Annotated in this window: 17 protein-coding genes; 4 read left to right on the forward strand and 13 right to left on the reverse strand. The window is 63.0% G+C overall.

Annotated features, from left to right (window positions below; translation table 11 throughout):
- Nucleotides 1-432 precede the first annotated feature (432 nt).
- Nucleotides 433-2,382 (forward strand): sigma-54-dependent Fis family transcriptional regulator, encoded by a 1,950-nt coding sequence (locus tag ACUJB0_RS31305; protein ID WP_444848673.1) that lies wholly within the window; start codon nt 433-435, stop codon nt 2,380-2,382.
- Nucleotides 2,383-2,396: 14 nt separating this feature from the next.
- On the opposite strand, the gene ACUJB0_RS31310 is transcribed toward ACUJB0_RS31305, so the two are convergent.
- From ACUJB0_RS31310 to ACUJB0_RS31340, 7 genes are all read right to left on the reverse strand, one after another.
- Nucleotides 2,397-3,377 (reverse strand): FAD:protein FMN transferase, encoded by a 981-nt coding sequence (locus ACUJB0_RS31310; RefSeq protein ID WP_444848674.1) that lies wholly within the window; start codon nt 3,375-3,377, stop codon nt 2,397-2,399.
- Nucleotides 3,374-5,488, reverse strand: a complete 2,115-nt coding sequence (locus ACUJB0_RS31315; protein ID WP_444848675.1) for a 4Fe-4S binding protein — start codon at nt 5,486-5,488, stop codon at nt 3,374-3,376. Before ACUJB0_RS31315 ends, ACUJB0_RS31310 begins: the two co-directional genes overlap by 4 nt.
- Nucleotides 5,488-6,642: a porin gene (locus ACUJB0_RS31320; protein ID WP_444848676.1), complete on the reverse strand. Its 1,155-nt coding sequence runs from the start codon at nt 6,640-6,642 to the stop codon at nt 5,488-5,490. The genes ACUJB0_RS31315 and ACUJB0_RS31320 overlap by 1 nt, the downstream gene beginning before the upstream one ends.
- A gap of 204 nt (nt 6,643-6,846) precedes the next feature.
- Complete coding sequence (locus tag ACUJB0_RS31325) at nt 6,847-8,547, reverse strand: PQQ-dependent methanol/ethanol family dehydrogenase (RefSeq protein ID WP_444848684.1); 1,701 nt, start codon at nt 8,545-8,547, stop codon at nt 6,847-6,849.
- Nucleotides 8,548-8,632: 85 nt separating this feature from the next.
- The gene (locus tag ACUJB0_RS31330; RefSeq protein WP_161086885.1) at nt 8,633-9,004 is read right to left on the reverse strand and encodes a DUF779 domain-containing protein; all 372 of its coding nucleotides are present in this window, start codon (nt 9,002-9,004) and stop codon (nt 8,633-8,635) included.
- A gap of 2 nt (nt 9,005-9,006) precedes the next feature.
- Complete coding sequence (gene adh, locus ACUJB0_RS31335) at nt 9,007-10,527, reverse strand: aldehyde dehydrogenase (protein ID WP_161086886.1); 1,521 nt, start codon at nt 10,525-10,527, stop codon at nt 9,007-9,009.
- A gap of 201 nt (nt 10,528-10,728) precedes the next feature.
- Nucleotides 10,729-11,670 (reverse strand): beta-propeller fold lactonase family protein, encoded by a 942-nt coding sequence (locus ACUJB0_RS31340; RefSeq protein ID WP_444848677.1) that lies wholly within the window; start codon nt 11,668-11,670, stop codon nt 10,729-10,731.
- Nucleotides 11,671-11,787: 117 nt separating this feature from the next.
- Between ACUJB0_RS31340 and ACUJB0_RS31345 the strand changes: the two genes are divergently transcribed.
- Nucleotides 11,788-13,899: a TonB-dependent receptor family protein gene (locus tag ACUJB0_RS31345; protein ID WP_444848678.1), complete on the forward strand. Its 2,112-nt coding sequence runs from the start codon at nt 11,788-11,790 to the stop codon at nt 13,897-13,899.
- Here ACUJB0_RS31345 and ACUJB0_RS31350 read toward each other — a convergent pair.
- The 5 genes from ACUJB0_RS31350 to ACUJB0_RS31370 all read right to left on the reverse strand — a co-directional run bounded on the left by ACUJB0_RS31350 (nt 13,896) and on the right by ACUJB0_RS31370 (nt 20,208).
- A complete protein-coding gene (locus ACUJB0_RS31350; RefSeq protein WP_444848685.1) occupies nt 13,896-16,109 on the reverse strand; it encodes a TonB-dependent receptor in 2,214 nt (737 codons plus the stop codon). The two genes, ACUJB0_RS31345 and ACUJB0_RS31350, sit on opposite strands and share 4 nt — an antisense overlap.
- Entirely contained in the window at nt 16,109-16,939 is an 831-nt protein-coding gene (locus ACUJB0_RS31355) for a substrate-binding periplasmic protein (RefSeq protein WP_444848679.1), read from the reverse strand. Before ACUJB0_RS31355 ends, ACUJB0_RS31350 begins: the two co-directional genes overlap by 1 nt.
- A gap of 14 nt (nt 16,940-16,953) precedes the next feature.
- Entirely contained in the window at nt 16,954-17,430 is a 477-nt protein-coding gene (gene pedF, locus ACUJB0_RS31360) for a cytochrome c-550 PedF (RefSeq protein ID WP_117015869.1), read from the reverse strand.
- A 124-nt stretch (nt 17,431-17,554) separates the two neighbouring features.
- Nucleotides 17,555-18,967 (reverse strand): hypothetical protein, encoded by a 1,413-nt coding sequence (locus tag ACUJB0_RS31365; RefSeq protein ID WP_444848680.1) that lies wholly within the window; start codon nt 18,965-18,967, stop codon nt 17,555-17,557.
- 2 nt (nt 18,968-18,969) lie between these two features.
- Nucleotides 18,970-20,208: an SPFH domain-containing protein gene (locus ACUJB0_RS31370; protein ID WP_444848681.1), complete on the reverse strand. Its 1,239-nt coding sequence runs from the start codon at nt 20,206-20,208 to the stop codon at nt 18,970-18,972.
- 195 nt (nt 20,209-20,403) lie between these two features.
- Here ACUJB0_RS31370 and ACUJB0_RS31375 point away from each other — a divergent pair, with 195 nt between their 5' ends.
- Both ACUJB0_RS31375 and ACUJB0_RS31380 read left to right on the forward strand, forming a co-directional pair.
- Nucleotides 20,404-21,096, forward strand: a complete 693-nt coding sequence (locus ACUJB0_RS31375; RefSeq protein ID WP_444848682.1) for a response regulator transcription factor — start codon at nt 20,404-20,406, stop codon at nt 21,094-21,096.
- Nucleotides 21,097-21,098: 2 nt separating this feature from the next.
- The gene (locus ACUJB0_RS31380; protein ID WP_444848686.1) at nt 21,099-23,183 is read left to right on the forward strand and encodes a sensor histidine kinase; all 2,085 of its coding nucleotides are present in this window, start codon (nt 21,099-21,101) and stop codon (nt 23,181-23,183) included.
- On the opposite strand, the gene ACUJB0_RS31385 is transcribed toward ACUJB0_RS31380, so the two are convergent.
- Entirely contained in the window at nt 23,180-23,449 is a 270-nt protein-coding gene (locus ACUJB0_RS31385; RefSeq protein WP_444848683.1) for a hypothetical protein, read from the reverse strand. The genes ACUJB0_RS31380 and ACUJB0_RS31385 overlap by 4 nt on opposite strands.
- Nucleotides 23,450-23,758: the final 309 nt, after the last annotated feature.

Consider the following 23,758-nt stretch of genomic DNA (forward strand, 5'->3'; position numbering starts at 1 on the left):
TATTTCATTACTTCTTGTGAACATTTGATATTTTAAGTATCAGCAGAACTAGTCTGCTGTGCACTTTCATCAAACGTCCACACTTATCGACTGTTAATTTTTAAAGAACTTATTCGGTACTGCTTGCTGAAGAAGCGTTGTGTTCATCAGCGAAGAGGCAAGATTATGAAGTGTTTCGTTTATCTCGTCAAGCCTGTTTTTTTCTCGCTTCACTTAGCAACATGTGCTGTGTTCTGCGAGGGGGCGAACTATAGCAAAGACCCGATGGAACTGCCAAGGTTTATTTTTCGCTGGCACTCTGTTTGCTTATACCCCTGATAGCAACAGCTTAACGCGCAGCTTTTGCTCACATTCTGCACAGGTGCTACATTATGGAACACCCTTGCAGGCAAAGCAGAGCCGATAACGGCCGCCGGAGACAAAGAGACCTATATGGAACGCCAGACTGCTCCAGATCTGAACACCGCACCCGCATGCAAGGCGTGGGCAGACAATATGCCGCAAATCATCGAGACATCGCATCAGCGATCGCAGAAGTACGGGTTATCCCCGGAGTCCCCGCCCGACTACAGCCCGCTGGCACACAACGATCTGTCACTGCTCATAGAACAGAACCGCCTGCTGCACGCCCACGCCATTCCGGCGATGGAGACGCTGTACCAGCAAATCGTCAACACGCACAATATGGTGATCCTCACGGATGCCAAGGGTGTCATCGTCCACTCGCTGGGCGACGACGACTTCCTGGAAAAGGCCAGCCGCGTAGCCCTGCAGCCTGGCGTCGCATGGTCGGAGCAAAGTCGCGGCACCAACGCCATCGGCACCGCCATCGCGGAACGCTCGCCGGCACTGGTCCACGCGGACCAGCACTACCTGTCCGCCAACCACTTCCTCACCTGCTCGGCCGCCCCCATCTCCGACCACCTGGGTAATGTGGTCGGTGTGCTCGATGTCTCCGGCGACCAGCGCAGCTATCACAAACACACCATGGCGCTGGTACGCATGTCCGCGCTGATGATCGAGAACCAGCTGTTCTCCGCGACGTTCGAAGAAGCGATCACGCTGCACTTCCATGCGCGTCCTGAGTTTATTGGTACGCTCATGGAGGGCATCGCCTCATTCAGCCCCGGTGGCCGCTTCCTGGCCGCCAATCGCAATGGCTTGTTCCAGCTGGGGCTCCCCTTCGCCGCGCTGCAATCGCATACCTTCAGCTCCCTGTTTGGACTGCCGGTGTCCGCGCTGTACGATCACTATCGCACGGCGTCTCCCGGCCTGCTGAACCTGTGCATGCACAGTGGCGTGCGCGTATATGGGCGTGCGCAGCTGCGGCTATCCAACAGCGTCTTCCAGCAATCGCTGACCGCCGAACGCGCTCCGCCAGCCAATGCCTCGGTGGCGGCCAACCAGGCGGCGGCCACCGCACGCCGGCTGTCCGGCCTGCGCTACCTGCGCACCGGCGACCAGCAACTGGAGCTGGTGATCGAAAAAGTCACCCGCGTCCTCGGGCGCGACATCCCCATCATGATCATGGGCGAGACAGGCACCGGCAAGGAGCTGCTGGCGCAGGCGATCCACAACGATTCGCCGCGCGGGATGAGCCCCTTCGTCGCGGTGAACTGCGCCTCGATACCCGAGACGTTGATCGAGTCCGAACTATTCGGCTATGAAGACGGGGCGTTCACCGGCGCGCGCAAGAAGGGCGCAACCGGCAAAATCCTGCAAGCCAATGGCGGCACTCTGTTCCTCGATGAAATCGGCGACATGCCATTCAGCCTGCAAGCACGCCTGCTGCGAGTGCTGCAAGAGCGCATGGTCACGCCGCTGGGCAGCGATAAATCCATTCCCGTGAACGTGGACCTGATCTGCGCGACCAACCACAATCTGCGCGACCGCATGGCCAAGGGCTTGTTCCGCGAAGACCTTTACTACCGCCTCAATGGCCTGGTGGTTAAGCTGCCGCCGCTGCGCGAGCGTACCGATCTCGAGACCGTGGTCAAGAAGATTCTGTCCACCGAGTCGAACAACGGCCGCTATCACGTGTCCGATGAGATCCTGCAGCTGTTCCGGCGCCATCGCTGGCCGGGTAACTTCCGCCAGCTCACCAATCTGCTGCGCACCGCGATCGTGATGGCCGGCGACGAGCATGAAATCTGCCTTCGACACATGCCTGACGACTTCCTCGACGATATCGAGCAATCGCCGGTCGCCAACAACGACATTCGCGCCGAGCGCATCGTCGCCAGCGGCGCCAATCTTGAGGAGATGGAGCAATCAGTCATCCTCAAATCGCTGGAAGCCCACGGCGGCAACGTCTCGGCGACGGCGCGCGCGCTTGGCGTATCGCGTAACACCATCTACCGCAAGGTGCCGAACTTGAAGTAACGAGCAGCGCATCCTCAAGCGTCCGAAGGAAAGCCGGCGGACCGTTTCTCGCGCCCCTGCTTGTCGATCGCCATCAGATCGACGGCGGGCAGCCGCGATGCGAGTGCGCTGGCCCGCTCCCACCCCATGACCATGAATGCGGTGGACAGGCCATCCGCCAGCATCGCATTCGGCGCCAGTACCGTAACACTCGCCAGTTCGTCCGGCGAATCACCGGCCGCCGGATCGAAGATATGGTGATGCTTGTAATCCGGCGTGAAGGTGCATTCGTAATCCCCAGAGGTGGCGACGCTACACCCCTGCGCATATAAAGTCGCCGCCAAGGCATTGGCATCGCGCGGATCACGCACGCCCAGTATCCACGGGTGACTCAGGGATTGGCGGCCGCGCGCGACAAACTCTCCGGTGTCGAGCAATGCGTGGCGTATCCCATGCGCCTGCACCGCCGCCAACGCCTGATCCGCCGCGTAACCCTGCGCCAGACCGTTCAGGGTGAGCGCCATACCCTCCCTGCGGAACCGGATGGCGGCATCACCTATCTCCAGCTGACGCCAGCCGACCAGCGCCTGCGCCCGACGACGCTCCGCATCGGAAGGCAGCCCGCCGCGCGCCGCAGATTCGGAATACAGCCGCCACAAAGGCTGCACGGTCACATCGAAGGCGCCCGCGCTCAAATGCGACAGCTGTGCCGCCTGGTTCAGTACTTCCAGCAAACGCGCATCCGGACGGGCCAATATGCCGTCGCGGTTGAGCTGATATACCTGGCTGCCAGGATGGTAGATGCTCATCAGGTGATCGATGGTCTGAGCCGCCTTCAAGCCATCGGCAATCGCGCGCCCCGCGAGTTCAGCATCTTCGTGCACCACCGAGATCGAGATCGTCGTGCCGAAGGCCAGTGCTGCGCCCCTGTGCAGCGTGTCGCTCCCACGCCATGCGCAGGCGGACACGCCGCCGATCGCTCCGACGGCGCTGGCGATAAACGTACGTCTCTTCATATGCTGCTCCTTGCGGCGGGCTGGATCGGTATGGTGCGATGGCGCTTGATCTCGAGGATGCGTACCGCGCACTTCTCGTCGCTCTCATAGATCACGACGCAATCCATGCACTGGAAGCACTCGTCATACGCCACGGCGCCGGATGGCGAAATCGCCTGATAGTCGCAGCGGTGGCGGCAGGTCTGGCACGGCGTGCCGCATTCTTTATAGCGCGGTATCCAGTCAAGCAGCCGAATCCTGCCCAGCAGCGCCAGCGAGGCGCCGAAAGGACACAGGTAACGGCAAAAGAATTTATAGACAAAGCCACTGGCCAACAGCAACCCCACCGCGTATGCGACGTATGGCCAGCTACGCACGAAGCTCAGGGTGATCGCGGTCTTGAACGGTTCCAGCTCCACCAGCTTGTCCGTCAGCTCATTGGAAAAGAAGGCGCTGGCGACAATTCCGGCCAGCGCCACGTATTTGAGGTACTTGAGCCGCGCGTCCGCTCCACGCCTGATGCGCAACTGCGGTATGTGCATCCACTGCGCGAGCTTCCCCGTCAGCTCCTGCAATGCACCGAAAGGACACAACCAGCCGCAGAACGTGCCACGCCCCCACACCAGCAACGACACCAGCACGAATACCCATAGCGCCACCGTCATCGGATCGAACAGCAGAAACTCCAGGCTGCGCCGCGCCCACAACGCCTGCACCACGCCAGTGACATTGACGATTGAAAGCTGGCCCTGCGCGTAATAGCCGACAAAGCCCACGGTGAAGACAAGATAGGCGCGGCGGAACCAGTTGAAACGCGGACCCTTGGCCGTCAGGCGCTTCTGCATGCTCAACGCGACGCTCAACACCGCCAGCCCGGCCGCCAGCGTCGCCAGCTCCCAGCGCCGCGCGCTCCATATACCCGGCCAGGACTTGCTGTTGTCTTCGACCTTGGTCAACAGGTGCTCGGGTAGTCTGTAACGCAGATTCAATTCGCGGGTTATACGCTCGGGATAGACGATGCCCTTGTTGCGCGTGACCGGCAGCGCGAAATCCATAGACGAAGCCGGATCAAGCCCCGCCTGGCCGATCACGCGGAAGATGGTCACGCTGTCCACCGCCAGCGGCAGGGCCAACTTCACATCGAGATCCAGGTCGCGCATATCGATGGGCAGCTTTTCCTGCCGCAGCAGGATACGGTCCGGCACACTGCCGCGCACAAAGTCGTCACCCGTGACGCTGTAACGGCCGGAGGACATCACGATCAGCGCGTGGTCGCCCTCCTCCAACCGTCCCTGCAGCTTGCGCCAGCCGGCCGCCGTCAGCAGATTCCGGCCTATCGACGGCACGGAAACGAAGGCCAGGTACAGGTCGATGAAGGTATCGTCCGGGTGAGCCAGCGCTTGCGGATCGAGGCCGGCACCCGGGCCGCCGGCGAACAACAATTCGATGTCGCGATTGCTCACACGCAGACGCTGAACCAGGCCATCAGCCATCATCTGTTTCAGATCCAGCGGTTCAAACACGTCCTGCCGCACCCGCGCGATTTGATCGGGATCGCGGCCGGCGGCAAAGCCCAGCTTCTTGCGTGAGACCTTGAGAGCGGCGGCCAGCACGCTCTGGTTGATGATGCGCACCGATGCCGTGGCCTTGGATACGCCGTCGATATACGCATGTGCCGCGTCGGTATGGCGGACGCGGTGCCCGCCGGTCTCGATGCTGATATTCTGCTTGAGCGAGAGATCCTTGTACTGCTTGACGAACTGGTAGAGCGGCGCCTCGCCCAACCCATCCAGGAACACCGGCTCGTGATGCGACAACACCTCGACACCGATGAAGGTACCCTTGGGATCGATCGCCACCATCAGGTTAAGCGGCACACCGGAAAACCCTGGTATCGGCGCCAGGTCGATCGACTCGAATACATAGCCCACCAACTCGGTCGCCGTGGCGTTCTGCTTAAACAGCGGCCATACCGGCAAATCGGCCTCGCGTTCCCCCACCATCAGCGGCGCGGGGAAACGGCGAGCCATCTCGGCGCGCGTGAGCACGCCGGCCTGCGCCGGCGTGGCGCCGAGCACCAGCGCCAGCACGCCGGCCAGCAGACACAGAACGCAGGTCAGCGTGGCCCTCATCAGAAGAAGATGATACCGCCGAAGGAGGCGCCGTTCATCTTGCCCTCGCCGCCGGCGAAGCCTTTGGAACGAGTCTGGCCGATTTCGCCAACCAGCGTGATCGCGCTGGTCATCGAGTAGTACACGCCGCAGGTCAGGTTGGCGTTCGATTTCAGGCCACCGGTGCCCGCCGCGTTGTCGTCGTTACGGCTGATGCCATAACTCAGGCCAACCTTGACCTTGTCCGCAGTCTTATAGGTGGCCTGCACGAAGTAGGCCTTGGACTTGGTATCGCCCTGGTCGGCATCGGACAGGATGCCCAGTCCTTTGCCGCCCTGGAAATTAGCCAGTACACCCAGCGGGCCGGCCTGATACGAAGCTCCGGCTTCAATACCGGTCATCGTGAAATCCTTGACGCCCGGCGCGGTGGCGCTGAACTTCTGCGATTTGGCGCCGAGCCATCCCTTGAAACCGTCGACCGCATAACTGAGCTGCGCCTGCACCTGCGGACTCGATTTCGACGAATACACCGGCGCCGCAACGATAGGTGTATCGGCCACAGGGCTGACCAGCGCCGCGTCGAAGCCAATGCCCGACGCCGACTTCGGCGCGCTGTAGGCGATCTGGCCGTAGTAGCCCACATAGCTGTAGCCGGCGCCGATATGGCCCAGCGTCACACGGCCGCGCTGCGTCGCCTGAACCGGCGCACCCGCGCCGATCAGCGTCATGTCGGAAAAGATGGCGCCGGCACCGAAGATGCCGTTGTCGCGTCCAAGCTTGATGGTGCCCATCTGAGCGTTCCCGAACGTGAAGTAGGCCTGGCGCACGTCGACGCCGCTGTTGACCGCGATGGCGCTGTCGGTGGCGGTGGCGTTATAGATGCCGATCAGCGCCTTGATGTCGTAATCACCCTGCTTCGACGTGGCCGACGTGACGAGGCCATTCGGCAGCAGGCCATTGCCGATTGTGGTGCGATTATTTTCGCCACCGCAGCCCAGCCCCTTGCTGCCCAGCGCCAGTCCACCGACAGCGTCCCCATTGCATGACACTTGCGTGTAGTAGGCGTTGACGATCCCACCTATTGATGCGTTCCATTCCCCAGCCTTGAAATCGACAGCCTGCGCGCCTTGGATACCCGTCGCGGTCAGTGCGCCGATCATCAGAATTGTTTTCATTTTTATGTCTCCAGTATTGTTTTCATACATCGGGCGATGCAACTCGCATATCGCAATTTGCGTGCCCGTGCATCGCCACAGGGAGAAGCAGACCTTATGGACAAAGGCCTTGTGCAAAAACTGATCATGCGTTCCATCGCACTGTTCAAAATCTGATCGAAAAAAAAGGCGGCCAAAGCCGCCCAAAAAACTACAAGAGATCTTTTACTTGGCCGATAATTTGAAGACCCACACCGAGCCACCCTGTTCAAGGAAGTTGACCTTCTTCGCCACCTCGCCGCCCCACAGAGGCACCGCACCGCCCCAGCCGGAGACCACCGCCACGTACTGCGTATCGCCATCCTGCCAGGTGACAGGGGGCGCGACCACGCCGGAGCCGGTCTGGAACTTCCACAGTTCCTTGCCGCTCTTCGCGTCCAGCGCCTTCAGGTAGCCTTCCGGCGTGCCATAGAACACCAGGCCACCCGCCGTCGTCATCACACCACCCCACAACGGCGCGTTGTTCTTGACCTCCCAGACGATCTTGCCGGACTTGGGATCCACCGCGCGCAATGCGCCGATGTAGTCGTCGAACAGCGGACGAATGGTGAAGCCAGCGCCCAGGTAGGCGCCGCCCTTCTTGTAGCTGATCGGCTCATTCCAGATCTCCATGCCCCACTCGTTGGCGGGTACGTAGAACAATCCGGTCTGCTGGCTGTAGGCCATCGGCATCTGGTTCTTCGCGCCCAGGAAGGCCGGAGCCGAGAACACGGTGCTGCCCTTCTTGCCTTCCTCGCCCTTGGTCGGATCGCCCGGACGATTGGCGGCGATGAAGTTGGGACGGCCGGTCTTGATGTCGATGCTCGACGCCCAGGTGATCTTCTTCACAAACGGGAAGGCGTTCTGCAGCTTGCCGTTGTTCGCGTCGATCACGTAGAAGAAACCGTTGCGGTCGGCCTTGCCGCCATAACGTTTGCCGTCCATGTCGAAGGTGACGAATTCGTTGGCACCGTCAAAGTCCCAGGAATCGTTGGGCGTGTTCTGGTAAGCCCATTTGATCTGGCCCGTCTTCACGTCCAGCGCCACCGTCGATGATGAGTACAGATTGTCGCCAGGACGCAGGTGGCTGTTCCATGGCGCCGGATTGCCAGTGCCGAAGTAGGCCAAGCCAGTCTTGGAGTCGTAGGTTCCGCCCATCCAGGTGGAGGCGCCGCCGGTCTTCCACAAATCGCCCGGCCAGCTTTTGTTCAGCGTTCCCGAAATGCCGTTCTCGATGGCTTTGCCGTCCTTGTCGTAGCGGTAGCCCATGTGTCCCTCGACGGTGGGCCGGGTCCACAACAACTCGCCCGTCAGCGGATTGCGCGCCTCCACGCGACCGACGATGCCGAACTCGCCGCCGGAGACACCGGTCAACAGCACGCCGTCGGCAATCAACGGCGCGGCTGTCATCGAGTAGCCGGCCGCATAGTCGTCGACCTTCTCCTTCCAAACGACCTTGCCGGTGTTCTGGTCCAATGCCACCAGCTGCGCGTCGAGCGTGCCGAAGATGACCAGGTTGCCGAACAAGGCCGCGCCACGGTTGACCACATCGCAGCAAGGCATGATGCCGTCCGGCAGACGGTGCTCATACTTCCACAGTTTTGCGCCGGTCTTCAGGTCCACCGCGAAGATGCGCGAATAGGACGCGGTAACGAACATCTTGCCGTTGTAGATCAGCGGTTGCGATTCCTGGCCACGCTGCTTCTCGCCCCCGAACGAGAATGACCACGCCGGGACCAGCTTCGCCACGGTCTTGGTGTTCACCTGGGTCAGCGGCGAATAGCGCTGTCCCTCCGATCCGATCCCGAACGACAGCACGCTGTCGGTGCTGGATGCCGCGTTCTTCAGCATGGCCGACGAGACGTCGGCCGCCTGTGCCAGCGACAGGAAGGAAATCCCCGCCAGCGTTGCGATGACATTTTTCTGCACAATCTTCTCCAGTTATTATGTTTTGGTTTGCCGCGGTGTGCTGCTAGGCGGGCGGTCTTAAAGCCGCCAGCTCTTCGTCGCTGAACAGGCGCGAACGGGTCAGGAAGCGCCTGCCCGTGCCGTTATCGAGCGAGAACATGCCGCCGTTCCCGTCAACCACGTCGATGATCAGCTGCGTGTGTTCCCAGTACTCGAACTGCTCGCTGCCCATGTAGAACGGCGTCCCGTCCAGATTGCCGAGATAGACATCGGTGTCGCTGATGGCAAACTCCCCGGCCGGGTAGCACATCGGCGTGCTGCCGTCGCAGCAGCCGCCGGACTGGAAGAACATCAACGGCCCGTGGCGGCCGCGCAGGAGAGCGATCAGGTCGAGCGCCGCCTGGGTGGCCGTAACGCGGGCGATGACGTGGTCCATGGTCAGAAGAAGCCCAGTGCGTTCGGGCTGTAGCTGACCAACAGGTTCTTGGTCTGCTGGTAGTGGTCCAGCATCATCTTGTGGTTCTCGCGGCCGATGCCCGACTGCTTGTAACCGCCGAACGCCGCATGCGCTGGATACAGGTGGTAGCAATTGGTCCACACGCGGCCAGCCTGGATCGCGCGGCCGACGCGGAAGGCGCGCGAACCGTCACGCGTCCAAAGGCCAGCACCCAGGCCGTACAAGGTGTCGTTGGCGATGCTCAGCGCTTCCGCTTCATCCTTGAAAGTCGTCACCGATACCACCGGTCCGAAGATCTCTTCCTGGAAGATCCGCATCTTGTTGTGGCCTTTGAAGACGGTCGGACGCACGTAGTAGCCTTCCTTCATGTCGCCGCCCTGCATGCTGCGGCCGCCGCCGGCCAGCAGTTCAGCGCCTTCCTGTTTGCCGATGTCGATATACGACAGGATCTTTTCCAGCTGCTCGTGCGAGGCCTGCGCGCCCAGCATGGTGCTGGCGTCCAGGGGGTTGCCCTGCTTGATCGCCGCGACGCGGGCCAGCGCGCGTTCGATGAATTTCTCGTAGATCGATTCCTGGATCAACACGCGCGATGGGCAGGTGCACACCTCGCCCTGGTTCAGCGCGAACATCGCGAAGCCTTCCAGGCACTTGTCGAAGAAGGCGTCGTCGGCGTCCATCACGTCTTCGAAGAAGATGTTCGGCGATTTGCCACCCAGTTCCAGCGTGACGGGGATCAGATTCTGCGCGGCGTATTGCATGATCAGGCGGCCGGTGCCCGTCTCGCCGGTGAAGGCGATTTTGGCGATGCGCTTGTTCGACGCCAGCGGCTTGCCCGCTTCCAGGCCAAAGCCGTTGACCACATTCAGCACGCCAGGCGGCAGCAGGTCGGCGATCACTTCCAGCAGCACCATGATCGAGGCGGGAGTCTGCTCGGCGGGTTTGAGCACCACGCAGTTACCGGCCGCCAGTGCCGGCGCCAGCTTCCATACCGCCATCAGGATAGGGAAGTTCCATGGAATGATCTGGCCGACCACGCCCAGCGGCTCGTGGAAGTGATAAGCGTAGGTTTCTGAGTCGATCTGCGCGACCGAGCCTTCCTGCGCGCGGATGCAGCCGGCGAAGTAGCGGAAGTGGTCGATCGCCAGCGGAATATCGGCGGCCGTGGTTTCGCGGATAGGTTTGCCGTTGTCGATGGTTTCAGCGGTGGCGATCAGCGCCAGGTTGGCTTCCATGCGGTCGGCGATCTTGTTCAGGATATTGGCGCGCTCGGTCTGCGAGGTCTTGCCCCATGCGTCCTTGGCGGCGTGGGCGGCGTCCAGCGCCAGCTCGATGTCCTCGGCGGTGGAGCGGGCCACCTCGCAGAATACCTGGCCGGTGATCGGCGTGACATTGCCGAAATATTCGCCCTTGACCGGAGCGACGAATTTGCCGCCGATGTAGTTGTCGTAGCGTTGTTTGAATGGATTGGCAACGCCCAATTTGCTGATGTCTGCGAGATTCATGTCGTCCTCTTTCTGCTGTGGTTATGAGGCCGCGTGAGGCGGCGGTAGGTACTGCGTGCTCTCCTTTTCGCAAGCACCGTGCCAGCTTCGCTTTTCCCCGTGCCGCGCTTGAAATACAGGGGTAAGCGGTGGCGGAGGGCTGTACCGGTGCCGTGACACCTGTTCAGGTTTGGAACAGGTGTCTGCCGATGGAACAGCGTCTCAACGGATCACTACACCCCAAGGCAATTCGCCCACCGCGACATCCGCCCGCTTTGCCGCGGCGGAGGTATCGATCACGGATACGCTGTTGGAGCGGCCGTTGGCCACATAAAGCTTGGCGCCATCAGGCGTCAGCGCCATGTTCCAGGGTCGCTTGCCAACTGCAATGGTGGCGCTGACGGTATTGGTGGCGGCATCGATCACCATCACGTTGGCATCCGCGCCGTTCGATACGTAGACCTGCCGGCCACCGGGATGCACGGCGATACCGTTGGCGTTCTTCCCTGCCGGGATGCGTACCGTCGCCGCCAGCGTCGCCATGTCGACCACGTACACTGCGCCTGCCAATTCGCAAGCGACATAGGCGCGGGCGCCATCGGGGCTGAAGCCCATGCCGCGCGGCCGCAAGCCCACAGCCACCGCACCGGTTTGGCGCCGGGCGGCGACATCGATCACGTCGACCTGCTCCGCCTCCTCCGCGCTGACGAGCAGCCAGCGTCCGTCCGGGCTGAAGACCGCATGCTCCGGGTTCTTGCCTTTCACGGCGATATCCGCCAGCACCTGTCCGGTGCCCGCCTCGATCAGGGTGACGCTGTTGCTCTCCTCAACCGCCACCGCCACATATCGGCCGTCCGCCGATGCGCTCACGCCCTCGGGCGACTTGCCCAGCGCGATACGGCGCGCCACGGCGCCGCTGGCGGTATCGATCACCAGCAGCGCGTTGCTGGCGGCGTCGGTCACGTACAGGCGCGCGCCGGCTGGATCGGCCGCGATGCCGCGCGGCCGCTTGCCTGCGGCGATCTCGCGCAGCACGGAATCGGTGGCGGTATCGACCACGCTAATGCTGCCCGACTTCTCGTTCGGCACATAGGCAAAGGGCGCGGCCATCGCGGGGCCGCATAACAAAAAAACCAGGTAAGACAGAATGCGAGGGCTGTTCATGGTGATCACCTTTCTGGAAAATGCGATGACCGTTGCAATCGGCGTGCCACCGGAAAACCGGGATGGCAGGTATATTGCTTAGTGGTCCGGCATAACACAGACCAAAACGGAGACAATATGAAGCAAGCACTTTTCCAATTGAACGCGGTGGCCACGCTGTTTGCCCTGGGCGGCGGCGCCATCGCAGCCGACGACGCCGCGCGGCCGGCGGGGGTGGTGGTCAGCGCCACCCGCGTCGGGCACACGGTGTTCGACATGCCCGCCGCCATCGATGTCGTCGACGCTGAACGCATCCGCGACAGCCAGGCACGCGTCAACGCCAGCGAGGCGTTGGCCGCCGTCCCCGGCCTGGTGGCGCAAAACCGCCAGAACTACGCGCAGGACCTGCAAATCTCCTCGCGCGGATTCGGCGCCCGCTCGGCCTTCGGCGTGCGCGGCGTGCACCTGATCGCCGACGGCATCCCGGCCAGCATGCCGGATGGCCAAGGCCAGGCCGCCACCTTCAATCTCGATATGGCCGAGCGTATCGAAGTGCTGCGCGGCCCCTTCTCCGCCATCTACGGCAACCACTCGGGTGGCGTGATCCAGATGTTCACACGCGACGGCGAAGGTGCGCCAACGGTGGAAGCTGCGCTGAGCGCCGGCAGCTACGGCAGCCGCAAAGCTGATCTGAACGCGCAGGGCAAGCAAGCCGGCATTGGCTACGTACTGGATGCATCCCGCTTCGAAACGGACGGTTATCGCGCCCACAGCGCCGCCACCCGTGACCAGGCGTTCGCCAAGCTGACGCTGGCGCCGATGGCCGGCGCCAGCCTCACCATCGTCGGCAACGCGCTGCGCCAGGACGACACCCAGGACGCGCTGGGAGTGACCTGGGCCACCTATCAGCGCGACCCACGCGCCGGCGAGATCGATACCGCCGATACGCAGAATCCGAAACGCACGCTGGCCGATCATTACAACACCCGCAAGAGCATCGACCACCAGCAGATCGGCGCCAGCTGGGAGCAGCGCTTCGGCGATGACCGCCTGCGCATGACCGCCTACGGCGGCAATCGCGGCGTAATCCAGTACCAGGCCTTCTCCAAAGCCTTCCAGGCGCCGGCCACGCATTCCGGCGGCGTGGTCGACTTCGACCGCGACTTCCACGGCGCGGACCTGAACTGGCTGCACGTGGGCGAACTGGCGGGCGGTAAGCTTAGTACCACCGTCGGCCTGGAATATGGCCGCTCCAGCGACGCGCGCCGGGGCTATGAGAACTTCATCGGCACGCAGTTCGGTGTGAAGGGCGCGCTGCGCCGCGACGAGAACGACAAGGTCACCAGCCTCGATCCGTACGTGCAGACGGAATGGCAGTCCGGCGCATGGATGGTGAGCGCGGGCCTGCGCCACAGCAGCGTGAAGATATCGGTGGACGATCGCTTCCTCAGCAACGGCAATGACAGCGGCAGCCTCGAATACAACCACACCACGCCGGTGCTTGGCCTGTTGTATCGCCTCTCGCCAGCGCTGAACGTATACGCCAGCGCCGCGCGCGGCTTCGAAACGCCAACGCTCAATGAACTGTTCTACTCCGGTACCGGCGGCGGCTTCAATTTCCGCTTGCAGGCCGCGCAGAGCACCCATCTCGAAACCGGAATCAAGGCGCGGCTGAGTGAAGGGACGCGCATCAATGCGGCTGTATTCCAGGTCCGCACGCGCGACGAACTGGTGGTCGACAGCAGCGTTGGAGGCCGTACCAGCTATCGCAATGCTGGCAGCACGCTGCGCCAAGGGATGGAGCTGTCGCTGGACACCACCTGGACTCATGGCCTGAGCGCGCACGTGGCGCTGACCAGTTTGCGCGCGGTCTACGACCACGCCTTTGGCACGGTCGCCGAAGGCAGCCGCCTCCCCGGCATCCCGAATGCCAACGCCTACGGTGAGCTGGCGTGGAAGGACAGCGCCAACCGTTTTGGCGCCGCACTGGAAGCTGTCGCCAGCAGCAAGATCTATGCGGACGACGCCAACGCCGACAAGGCGGCGCCGGGATATGGCGTGCTCAATGCGCGCGTCAACGCCAACCAACAGTGGCATGGCTGGCGCTTCAAACAGTTCGTGCGCTTGAATAACCTGCTGGACAAGCAGTATGTCGGTTCGCTGATCGTCGGCGACACCAACAAGCGCTATTACGAAGCGGCGCCTGGACGGAACTGGTTGGTTGGCGCGAGCGCCCAGTATCAGTTCTAGAAGCGGTAATGCAGACCGGCCGCCACAGAGCGTGGCGCGCCGGGTGCGACGAACCGGGATTGCTGGGCCCCGACACCCTGCTGCTGCAATGCGCCGTTCGGGAACATGTCCGCAGCGACGGCGCCGAAGGTCTCGTAACGGCGATCGAACGCGTTGTTCACGCGCAGATACCACTCCCATTTCGAATCCGGCCGATAGCTGGCGTGCAGGCCGGCCAGGACGTAGCCGCGCACGCGCCAGTCGGCCGATACCGGAGCGGCCTTGCCGTCCTCGTTACCCTGCGTCGCCATATCGGACAAAGCTGTCAGGTCGGCGCCGATGGACCAGTTCAGCATCGCGCTGCACTCCAGGCCGAGCTTCAGTGTATTGCGCGGCAGCCCCGCCAGGCGAGTGCCTGGCGTCACATGGACGTTGCGCGTGCCGGTGTACAGGTCACCTTCCGCGCCGTACACGGCCTCCAGATAGCTGTAGCTCAATCGCGCCGACCAGTCACCGATCCGGTAGCTCGCGCTCAGATCCGCGCCTTGATGGCGTGTGCGGTCGAAGTTGGAGAAGTAGCCTTGCTGTGCAATGCCGGCACTGCGAAACAGAATGTCGTCGCGGTTGACAGTGCGGTACAGCGATACCGCCGCCGCACCGCGCACGCCCTTCCAGCGGGCGCCCGCTTCGGCGGTGCGCGACACGACCTGCTTCAGGTATGGATCCGATTGAAGACCGACCGGCAAGCGGCATGGCTGTTCGGGATCGGCGCAACCCAGTTCGATCACGGTCGGCACCCGGTTGCTCTGCGACAGATTAGCGAACAGCGTCCAGCCGCCACCCACTCGGCGCGCGATGCCGATGGCGGGATTGAGCTTGCGATAGCTGAACGTCTCGGCAGGCTGCGGCTCACCGTCGCGGCGCAGCTGGTTGCTGACCGTCGCGTGGTTGTAGCGGGCGGACGCGGTCAACCAGGTGTCGGTGTCCACCGCCCAGGTGTCGGCGGCATACAACCCGGCCGTACGCGAATGGCCGCTGACCGACGATCCGGCCTCCTGTTCGGCATTCGTATCCGGCACGACCGAGCGGTCCGGGGCAAAGCCGGCATCCTGCTCGTACTGCGCGAAGGCGACGCTGCCACGGTCGAACGCAAGCCCTGTGGTGAGTTGATGTCGGCCGGCGTCCTTGCTCAAATGGGCGCTGAATCCCTGGCTGCTTTGGCGGGTCTCTGTCGTGTTGTAGCTGGCAGGGTAAGGGCTATCGCCCCCGGCATAGGCATCGTTGATGTCGCCGTTGACGGTGGTGCGCCGGCTATTGCGCGCGTACACGGCGGTGCTCAACTCCGTATGGTCGTCGAAGCGATGGGTCATGCTGAAGACGACCTGGCGCAAGCGGTTGCGGGTTTCGTCGGGCGAGGTGTAGACGGCGCGGCGGTTTTGTTCATACAGGTCATCGGGCAGCAGGCCATTGCCCACCAAGCGGCTTTGGCCGGCCAGCAGCGCGATGCTCCACTCGTTGTCGCCGGCGGCGCCGGCCAGCTTGACGTAGGCATTGGCCAGCCGGCCGTCGGAATGATCGCGCCAGCCCTTGTCGTTGAAAGCCGTACCTGCGATGAAGAGATTCCAGCGCCCGCCGCTGTCGTAGCCATAAGCCAGGTCGGCTCGACGCTGGCCGTTGCTGGCACCTGACATGCCCAGATCCGCGCCCGGGTGATTTTTCCCGGACTTGGTGGTCAACACCAGCGCGCCGCCCAGCGTATTCAAGCCATACAGAGGATTGGATCCCGGCGCCAGCATCACACTGCCGATCGCCGCCTCGGGTAGCATGTCCCAGTTAACCACGTCGCCAAACGGTTCATTCACGCGTACTCCGTCCAGGTAGACGGAAATGCCCTGCGACGCGCCCAGCACCGGCGAGGCGCGAAACCCGCGATAGGTGATATCGTTCTGGAACGGGCTGCCCGACACCTCGTTGACGTTCACGCCGGTCAGATTGCGCGCCATGAACTCGCTGAGGTTTTGGCCGGCAGCGGCGCCCACCTCGGCGGCATTTGCCGTTTGCACCTGGTACGGCAGCTGGTTGCGGTCCACTCCCAGGCCGGGCAAGGGCGCGACGCCGACGACATCCACCGACAGCATCGCGGTAGCCGGATAGACCACCATCGTGGCATCGACCGCCGCAGCCGCGCCGCATGCCAGCAGCATGGCGCTTGCCACCGAATAGCCGCGCATCACGGCATCTGCTCGTGCACGCCGTGCCGGGCAAAGATGGCTTGCAGTTCGCCGCTGGCCTTCATGTCGTTGACGGCCACCTGGAGCAGGCGCGCCATTTCCTGGTCGTCCTTGCGCACCGCCATACCCACCGCCCACCCTGCGCGAGGCAGGCGCTGGAACGCCACCTCGTTCAGCGGAAAAGCGGGATCGTCGCGGAATACCGAATCGATCTCCGAGCGGTTGGCCAGCACGGCGTCGAGTTGGCCGGCCTTGAGCTGCTCCAGCGCTTCGGCAGCGGTGTCGAAAATCCGCACCTTGTCGCGGAAGCGCCCATTGCCTTCGCCCAGCAGCACCATCGCCGCGATGGAGACCTTCTCGACACCGATGGTCTTGCCGTTCAATGCGTCGATGCCGTCGAACACCGGCATGCTGCGCGCACTGCGCACCAGCCGCACCGTCTCGACGTGATACGGCGCGAAGATGGTGACCTTGCCGTTTTCGTTCATCAGCTGAGGCTCGACCGGCACGTGCAGCATGATGTCGGCCGGCCCGTAACCCAGGTAGTGCCCCTTCCAGACCATGTTGCGCAGGTCGTCGCCAAGGTTTTCGCCGGCGGGAAAAGGCAGCAGGCTTAATTTCAGGCCAAGCTTCGAGGCCAGCGCCTGCGCAACCTCCACATCGATGCCGGCGCCCCGATCCGAGAACGGCGCGAACTGTTCATACACCGCCACCTTAAGCGAACCGGATAGACGGATCTTGTCCCACTCCGCATGCGCGGGTGCGGTGGCCACCAGCAGTGCAGCGACGAGGGCAAGCAACGCGCCTGCGCGCGAACGAAAATTCGACATGGTCTGCTCCTCGATCAGTTGGCGGCGTCGCGGCGGGCTTCAAGATAGGTCTTGATGGCCCACATGGCTTCCTGATTGAACACGCCCTCGAACGGCGGCATGTACACGGCGCCGTTGCGCACCTTGCCATGCCGGATCGAGGTCAGGAAGTAGTTGTCGGTCTCCTTGTAGCAAGCCTTCTTCTTGTTGTCGTTTTTGACGTCGGTACAATCGCGGTCCAGCTGGCGCAGGTCCGGCGCGATGCCACCGGTGACCGCCTCCAGCCCGTGACAGCGGGCGCAGTTCTGGTTATAAGCGGACGTCCCTATTTTTAGCGCAAGCTTGTTGCCGCGATAAGGGTTCTGGTCCAGCCATTTCTCGCCGAGTGGCGTCAGGCCGGTGGTGTCCACCGCCTGCGGCACAACGTTGCCGTGGGCGGTGGCGTAGAGGGAGGTCGTGGCCGCGGCAGCGATGACGGTCACGATGGCGAAGATGCGGAATGGATGATGCATGGTTGTCTCCTGGCTGTTTTAATGAGTGATATACAGCCATTGAGCAAATGCCATGCCACGCATTTCCCTCCTTGATCCATCGCACACCTGCTCCAATCTGGAACAGCTGTCACACCCCCGCTGTTCAACGCAGGCTGACGGTCTGGCGCTTCCAGGCCCGGTCCTGCCAGCGATAGAACATGCTGAGAGAGGAAGGCTTGTCGGCGGTCTTCAGCGTCGCCAGCGTATTGATCTCCACCAGTTCGAAACTGCGCTTGAATTTGCCGTCAACACGGGCCTCCCGCGCCACCAGCATGTTCTGCGAGCCGGGCACCCAGCCTGCGAATTCGGCATAGCCGATATCGGGATCGGCGGCGGCAGGCGGCAGCACGTCGACCAGCCAGCCCGCGCTGGTCTGGTGGAACAGCCACATCTCGCGCCAGCCATCCATCGGTTGTACCGCCAGCGACAGCGCCGTGTTCTGTGCGTTGGCTTGCGCGGACGCCGGCCATACGACGCCGTAGCTGCAGCGGCGTGCCAGCGCATGCTGCTGATCGTGTTTTGCATCGACCAGCGCGACGCAGGTTTCCCCCGGCTGACCTGCCATCGCCTGCACATGCAAGCCGCTGGCGGAAGGCGTCACCGGGCTGGCGGCGGCCCAACGTATGCTGCCCACGCGCACGCCGGCATCGGCGAAAGCGCTCGCGTCGTCCTCGGTCAGCTCGGCGGGATCGACCATCCCCAGTTCATCCAGCGCGCGCTGCGCCGGCTGCGTTGCTGGCTCACCCTTGCGCGCCCGGGCGAAAGCCACCGACGACCACACCGCCGCGCGTCGCATATGGATACGGTTACGCATGTGGGGCGCAAGATCCTTCAGGTCCACGCGCTCCAGTACCTCGGCGCGCCAGTCGTCAAGCGCCACGCGAGCGCCGGGACGCAATGCCGGGTCCACGCATTCCTGGCGCGTCAAGCCGAGTATCGCGGTCGCGCGCTGCTGCGGCTCCGACAGCATCGCCAGCACGCGGCGAAACGCTTCGCCGTCGTAGCATAATTGCATGCGTCCCTCCCGTTCAAAGCTGCGGATACCGACGCCGTAGTTGGCGACCACCTCCAGGTGCGCGGCGATCGTGGCATCGCCCTGCTTGCCCTGCTTGGCGGATGCGCGTCGCGCCAGCCGTTCAGCCATTGTGCCCAGTGCGTCGAAGGGTTCCGCCGTGATCGCACTGACCGGAGCGGCCTTCAGGTAAGCCGCCGCGTAGCTGATGCCCAGCGATTCCGCTCCCGGCGTATCGCGCAGGAAGCGCACTACCGACAGCAATTCCGGCGCGTCCGCCGGCGCCAGCGAAACCCTGCGCACCTGCGAGGCGCGAATGTAGCCCGCACGCTCGCGGCGATAGTCGTAGACCTGCAGGAAGTCCTGCTTCTCGCCGCGAATCTCCAGGCTATCACCCTGCCACAGGACGGCCTGCTGCTGGGCCGCATCCTTGGGAGCGGCGCGCAGCGCGGCCTGGTCCTGCGTAACGATCGCCAGTACGGCGGCGGCTGCAATCATCGACATGATTATTGGCCTTCCTTGACGTCGTCCGAAACTTCACCGCTGACCGTCGCCAGGCGCGGCTGCTTGCCACGCTGGCCGCCAAGCAGCGCAGAGCCTATAAATCCGCCATCGGTCGGCGACGGCGCGATGATGACCGAGACCTTGTCCGATAATTTGTCCGCCATCGTTTTCTGGATCAGCAGCGGATTGCGAGTAATCAGATCACCTTCGCGCTCCATCTGCGCGGCGGCCACCTTGCCGACCAGCTCCTGGCGATAGGCCTCCGCATCCGCCAGTTTGCGACGGGAATCGGCCTCGCCGGCGGCTTCGATAACCCGCGCTTGGGCATTGCCCTCGGAGGTTTTGATGCGCGCCATTTTCTCCGCCTCGGCCTCCAGCTTGCGCTGCTCGATCTGCTTCTCCTTGAATGGCAGCACATGCGCCATCGCCTGCTCCTGCGCCCTGGCCGCGATGATCTGCTCATTGCCCGCCGCTTCGGCGGCCTTCTCACGGCGAATTTTTTCCGCATCCGCCTCCAAGGCGGTTTGCTTGACCTGCTTCTCCTTCAGCTCCAGCGTGTAGCGCATCTTCTCCGTTTCCAGTTCCTCGGCCAGCAGCTTCTCCATGCCCGCCTGATACTCTGCAGGCAGCGTGATCTTGCCGATGGTGATGCCGCGCAGCGTGACGCCGTCCGCCGCCAGCTTGGGTTTAAGCTCCGCCTCGATCGCCTGCTGGATCTCGGCACGCTTGGTCGAGAAGATCTCACGCACCGTGTAACGCGTGAACACCTTGTAGATCACGCCCTGCACCGCCGGCTCGACGATGGAGCCATTGATATCCGGCGGCAGCGACTGCGCCATCGCGGCGACGCGGTTCACATCCAGCGCATAGCGCACCGACATGTCCACGCCCAGCGCCAGACCTTCAACCGACTGGAGCGGCGCCTTGTCGCTGCCGCTCGGGCGGTACACCTGGTCGCGCAGCGACACCTGCCGCAACACGTGCACGCCAGGCACCAGGAATACCGCACCATCGCGCACGGTGATGGCGGAGCCGGTCAGCTGATTGGTGCGGATGCCCAGGCTTCCAGGCGCCAGTTTGGCGATCGGCGGATGCGTCGCCAGACCGTAGACAGCGGCGCCGGCAAGGCCCAACGCCACCACCATCGCGCCATTGCGGCGCATGCCGTTCACCGCAGCGCCGGCGCCGCCGCTCAACGCCGCGCGCACTGCCTGCACCATCCGCTTGATCCGTTCCGCCATGATATTCACCTACTCCCGGTTGATTGATTTAAGGGCTAATCCCTGACATGCATGGTGCGCCGGGTGTGGCGGAAGTATCAACGCCGCAGCCGTCCCGGTATCCTCCGGCGCTGTGAAGAAATCCTCACAGCCGGTTTGTGACTTTTTGCGTAAAACCGTGGATACTCGTCGCATTGACAGTCAGTGGAGTACAACATGGCCAAAGTCGCCGTCATCGAGGACGATCTGCCGACCAGCAACCAGCTGCGGGCGTGGATTGAATCGGCGCGGCCTGGCATCGTGGTCGACCAATGGTTCAGCCGCGACGACGCCGAGGCGGCCATCGCGCGCGAACGCTACGACCTGGTGGTGCTCGACATCGAATTGGGACGCGAGCGCCATGCCGGCGTCGCCATCATCAACGCCATCAACAAGCGGCACGCCACGCCGGTGCTGGTTGTATCGGCGATGCCAGCCACCATCTACCGCAGCATCATGAAGGCGCTGGACGCCTGGGACTATCTGCAGAAAGCCACGTTCGAGGAATCCGACTTCATCGAAACCTTCCTGGAGATTTTGCGTTCAGTGAAGGAAAAAGCGGAGCCGGCGCATGCCGCCGATGAGCTGAGCATGGACCCGCTGCGCCAGCGCACACCGACCTGGCGCGGCCATCGCATCAACCTGCCGCTGACGGCGCAGCGCATCCTGGCGGCGCTGTTCGCGCGGCGCGGCCAGGTGGTGTCCTATGACGAGCTATTCGAAGTGGTGAAGAGCGGGCGCAATCGCGACAACATCCGCAAGCATGTCAGCACCATCCGCGACGCCTTCCGCGAGATCGATCCCGATTTCGCCTGCATCGAGAATATCCCCATGCGTGGCTTCCGCTGGGCCGACACCGAAAGCCATTGATCGTGAACTGGCGCCGGCTCAGCCTCGTCCCCTATCGCCTGCGGCTGCTGCTGCGCGCGGCCTTCGTCTTCCTGATGGCGGCGACGGTGGGCCTGGCGCTGTCTGTGCTTCAGCAAGAGAAGCAGCTCAGCTACAAGAACTACCAGGGCAGTTTTCACAAGACCCGCGTGCAGGTGGCGGCCACGCTGCGACATCCGACCGGACAACTGGCTTTGCTGAATCCTCAGCCAGCGACCGCCGGCAAAGCGCTGCATCCACTGCTGCTGCCATTCGCCGCGCTCGATTTCGACGATCTGCAAAAGGTGCAGCAGGCGGTGGCGATGTCCGGCTGCCTGGCGCAGTACGGTAACAACGGTTCGCTGTGCGTCGGTATCGGTAATAACCCCTGGGCCGGCGGCTTCATTTACGTCGCAGGTACTTTCGACGGCGCCCAACTGGTGCCGCATACGCGCGGCGACCAGGTGGTGGACCAGGCGCACCGCGTCAGGGTCAAGGTCAGCCTGCGCGGCCAGACATACGAGTGGATCGCGCCGTTCGAGGAAAGCACCGAACCGCAAACGCCGGGACACCGCTTCGGTGGCATGCGCGGGCGCTTGACCGGATTCGCCGCGGCCGATGTGGCGCGGGCCAAGGCGCCAGCGGTGAAGGACTTCCGGGGATGGATCTGGCAGAATCCGCGCTGCACCGACCAAACCGCCGCCGACGATGACAGCAGCTGCACGCGCAGCGCTTTCTTCTCGCTGCGGCTACCGGTAGGCGTGCTGCAGGACGCGCTGTTCGAGAAGCGCCGCCCTGTCTGGCCGCCGGAAGACCTGGACCGCATCGATGTCCACATCGCGGTGCTGCCTCCGGGCGATGGAGCGCCGCTGCTCGACAGCGCCACCGGTCCGAGCGCGCCGGCGTTTTCATTGGCGGACTTGAAGCCCATGCTGCTGCCTGGGGAGAGCCTGCAGATCCGGCGGCTGGCGGATAGCGCCTCTCCGGCTGCGGCGCTGCCGCTGCTGGTTGGGCCGGTCGATCCTGAAGACCAATCCTGGCATTTTGTGACGACCCTGATTCGCCATCTGCCGGTCGATGCCTATGATGTTCCGCTGGAGGCAAAGGAGGTCATCGCCACGCCTGCCGGCAGTTACGAGGTTCTGCTCAAGGGTGACGTTCGCAGCGTCAGCAAAAGCCTGAGCGTGGTGGCCAGCCGGCTCGTATGGTTTGTCGGTGCGATGCTGGCGGCGCTGATGTTGGCGTGGCTGGTGATCGAGATCGGCATCATCCGCCGCATCAAGGTGCTGATCAAGCGCGCGGACGACGTCGGGGAACGGGTCAAGGCCGCCAAAGGTTTTTCCGAAACCGACCTGGCCGATCTGCGCGGCGAAGATGAACTGGGCGTGCTCGCCACCGGCCTGCACGATCTGCTGCGCCGCGTACGCGAGGACGTCGAGCGCGAGAACATCCGCGCGGAGCAGGAGCGAGACATGTGGCATGCGGTTGGCCACGAGATCATGTCGCCACTGCAGTCGTTGATGGTGCTGCATGGTTCGCCAGAAGATGAAAGCCATCGCTACATCAGTCGCATGCAGCAGGCGATCCGTGTTCTGTATGGCCGCGCATCGCCGAGCGAAGCGTTCCAGTCATCCGAGCTGCAAGTCAGCGAGATTGATTTGACGGCGTTTCTACGGAACGTCGCCGAGAATGCGTCGTGCATCGGCATTCAGAATGTGGTCTTCCAGGGGCCAAGCGAAACGCTGACCGCGCGGGCCGACGAGTATTCGCTGGAGGATGTCGTCACCCACGTTTTGCGCAACGCGGAACGCTATCGGGCGCAGGAAAGCGCGATTACCATTTCGCTGGAGGCCGGCGATACTGGCGCGGCCATCACCATCCGCAATCGCGGGCCACGGATAGCGCCCGATATGCTCACCAAGATTTTCGAGTACGGCGTATCGGACCAAGCGGAATCCGGCGCCAATGGTAATCGTGGCCAGGGCCTGTTTGTCGCGCGCACCTACATGGCCAAGATGGGCGGCACCATCGTCGCGCAGAACGAAGTCGATGGTGTCAGCTTTGTCCTCAACTTGCAGCGTGGCGCCTAGCGCTGTTGGGCGGGCTGCTCCACCAGTTTACTGAGCAGCTGCTCCCGGTGCGTCATCACGAATTCGATGAAGGCCGGCTCCTTGACGGCCAGTCGTATCAGGGCAGGCAGCAATTGATAGCAATAGCCGGCGACGGTTCGGACGGCGGCGTCGTTTTGCAGCGCCGTGCGGGTGATGGCACCGCCATTCGCCGCCAGCATGGGCGTGATGGTGGTGCGATGTTTATCGATGATGGCCGTAACCGGCCCAGTCAGTTTGTCGTCCATGTCCACGCTCCGTTCGGTTGTAGATTACCGAATACTGCCTCGGAGCCGATGAGTGAACAGTGCGCCCGCGCAAGCGGGCAACGTATAGACGAAAAAAAGCCCCGACTGGATCACCAGAAGGGGCTTTTTTAATAGTGAAGCGCGGCGGTGCCGCGCTGAACAAATGGCCACGGAATGCGAAAAGCCCCACCAAGATCGCTTGGTGGGGCTCTTCTATATAACTAGCCTGACGATAACCTACTTTCACACTGGTTGCAGCACTATCATCGGCGCAGAGTTGTTTCACGGTCCTGTTCGGGATGGGAAGGG

Source organism: Duganella caerulea (genome assembly GCF_040362985.1).
Classification (GTDB): Bacteria; Pseudomonadota; Gammaproteobacteria; order Burkholderiales; family Burkholderiaceae_D; genus Rugamonas; species Rugamonas vulcania.

Coding starts and splice junctions, on each gene's coding strand:
- ACUJB0_RS31345 (WP_444848678.1), top strand. CDS start 11,788: ATGAAGCAAGCACTTTTCCAATTGAACGCGGTGGCCACGCTGTTTGCC.
- ACUJB0_RS31340 (WP_444848677.1), bottom strand. CDS start 11,670: ATGAACAGCCCTCGCATTCTGTCTTACCTGGTTTTTTTGTTATGCGGC.
- ACUJB0_RS31315 (WP_444848675.1), bottom strand. CDS start 5,488: ATGAGGGCCACGCTGACCTGCGTTCTGTGTCTGCTGGCCGGCGTGCTG.
- ACUJB0_RS31305 (WP_444848673.1), top strand. CDS start 433: ATGGAACGCCAGACTGCTCCAGATCTGAACACCGCACCCGCATGCAAG.
- ACUJB0_RS31365 (WP_444848680.1), bottom strand. CDS start 18,967: ATGTCGATGATTGCAGCCGCCGCCGTACTGGCGATCGTTACGCAGGAC.
- ACUJB0_RS31350 (WP_444848685.1), bottom strand. CDS start 16,109: ATGCGCGGCTATTCGGTGGCAAGCGCCATGCTGCTGGCATGCGGCGCG.
- ACUJB0_RS31375 (WP_444848682.1), top strand. CDS start 20,404: ATGGCCAAAGTCGCCGTCATCGAGGACGATCTGCCGACCAGCAACCAG.
- ACUJB0_RS31330 (WP_161086885.1), bottom strand. CDS start 9,004: ATGGACCACGTCATCGCCCGCGTTACGGCCACCCAGGCGGCGCTCGAC.
- ACUJB0_RS31370 (WP_444848681.1), bottom strand. CDS start 20,208: ATGGCGGAACGGATCAAGCGGATGGTGCAGGCAGTGCGCGCGGCGTTG.
- ACUJB0_RS31355 (WP_444848679.1), bottom strand. CDS start 16,939: ATGTCGAATTTTCGTTCGCGCGCAGGCGCGTTGCTTGCCCTCGTCGCT.
- adh (WP_161086886.1), bottom strand. CDS start 10,527: ATGAATCTCGCAGACATCAGCAAATTGGGCGTTGCCAATCCATTCAAA.
- ACUJB0_RS31385 (WP_444848683.1), bottom strand. CDS start 23,449: ATGGACGACAAACTGACTGGGCCGGTTACGGCCATCATCGATAAACAT.
- ACUJB0_RS31320 (WP_444848676.1), bottom strand. CDS start 6,642: ATGAAAACAATTCTGATGATCGGCGCACTGACCGCGACGGGTATCCAA.
- ACUJB0_RS31310 (WP_444848674.1), bottom strand. CDS start 3,377: ATGAAGAGACGTACGTTTATCGCCAGCGCCGTCGGAGCGATCGGCGGC.
- pedF (WP_117015869.1), bottom strand. CDS start 17,430: ATGCATCATCCATTCCGCATCTTCGCCATCGTGACCGTCATCGCTGCC.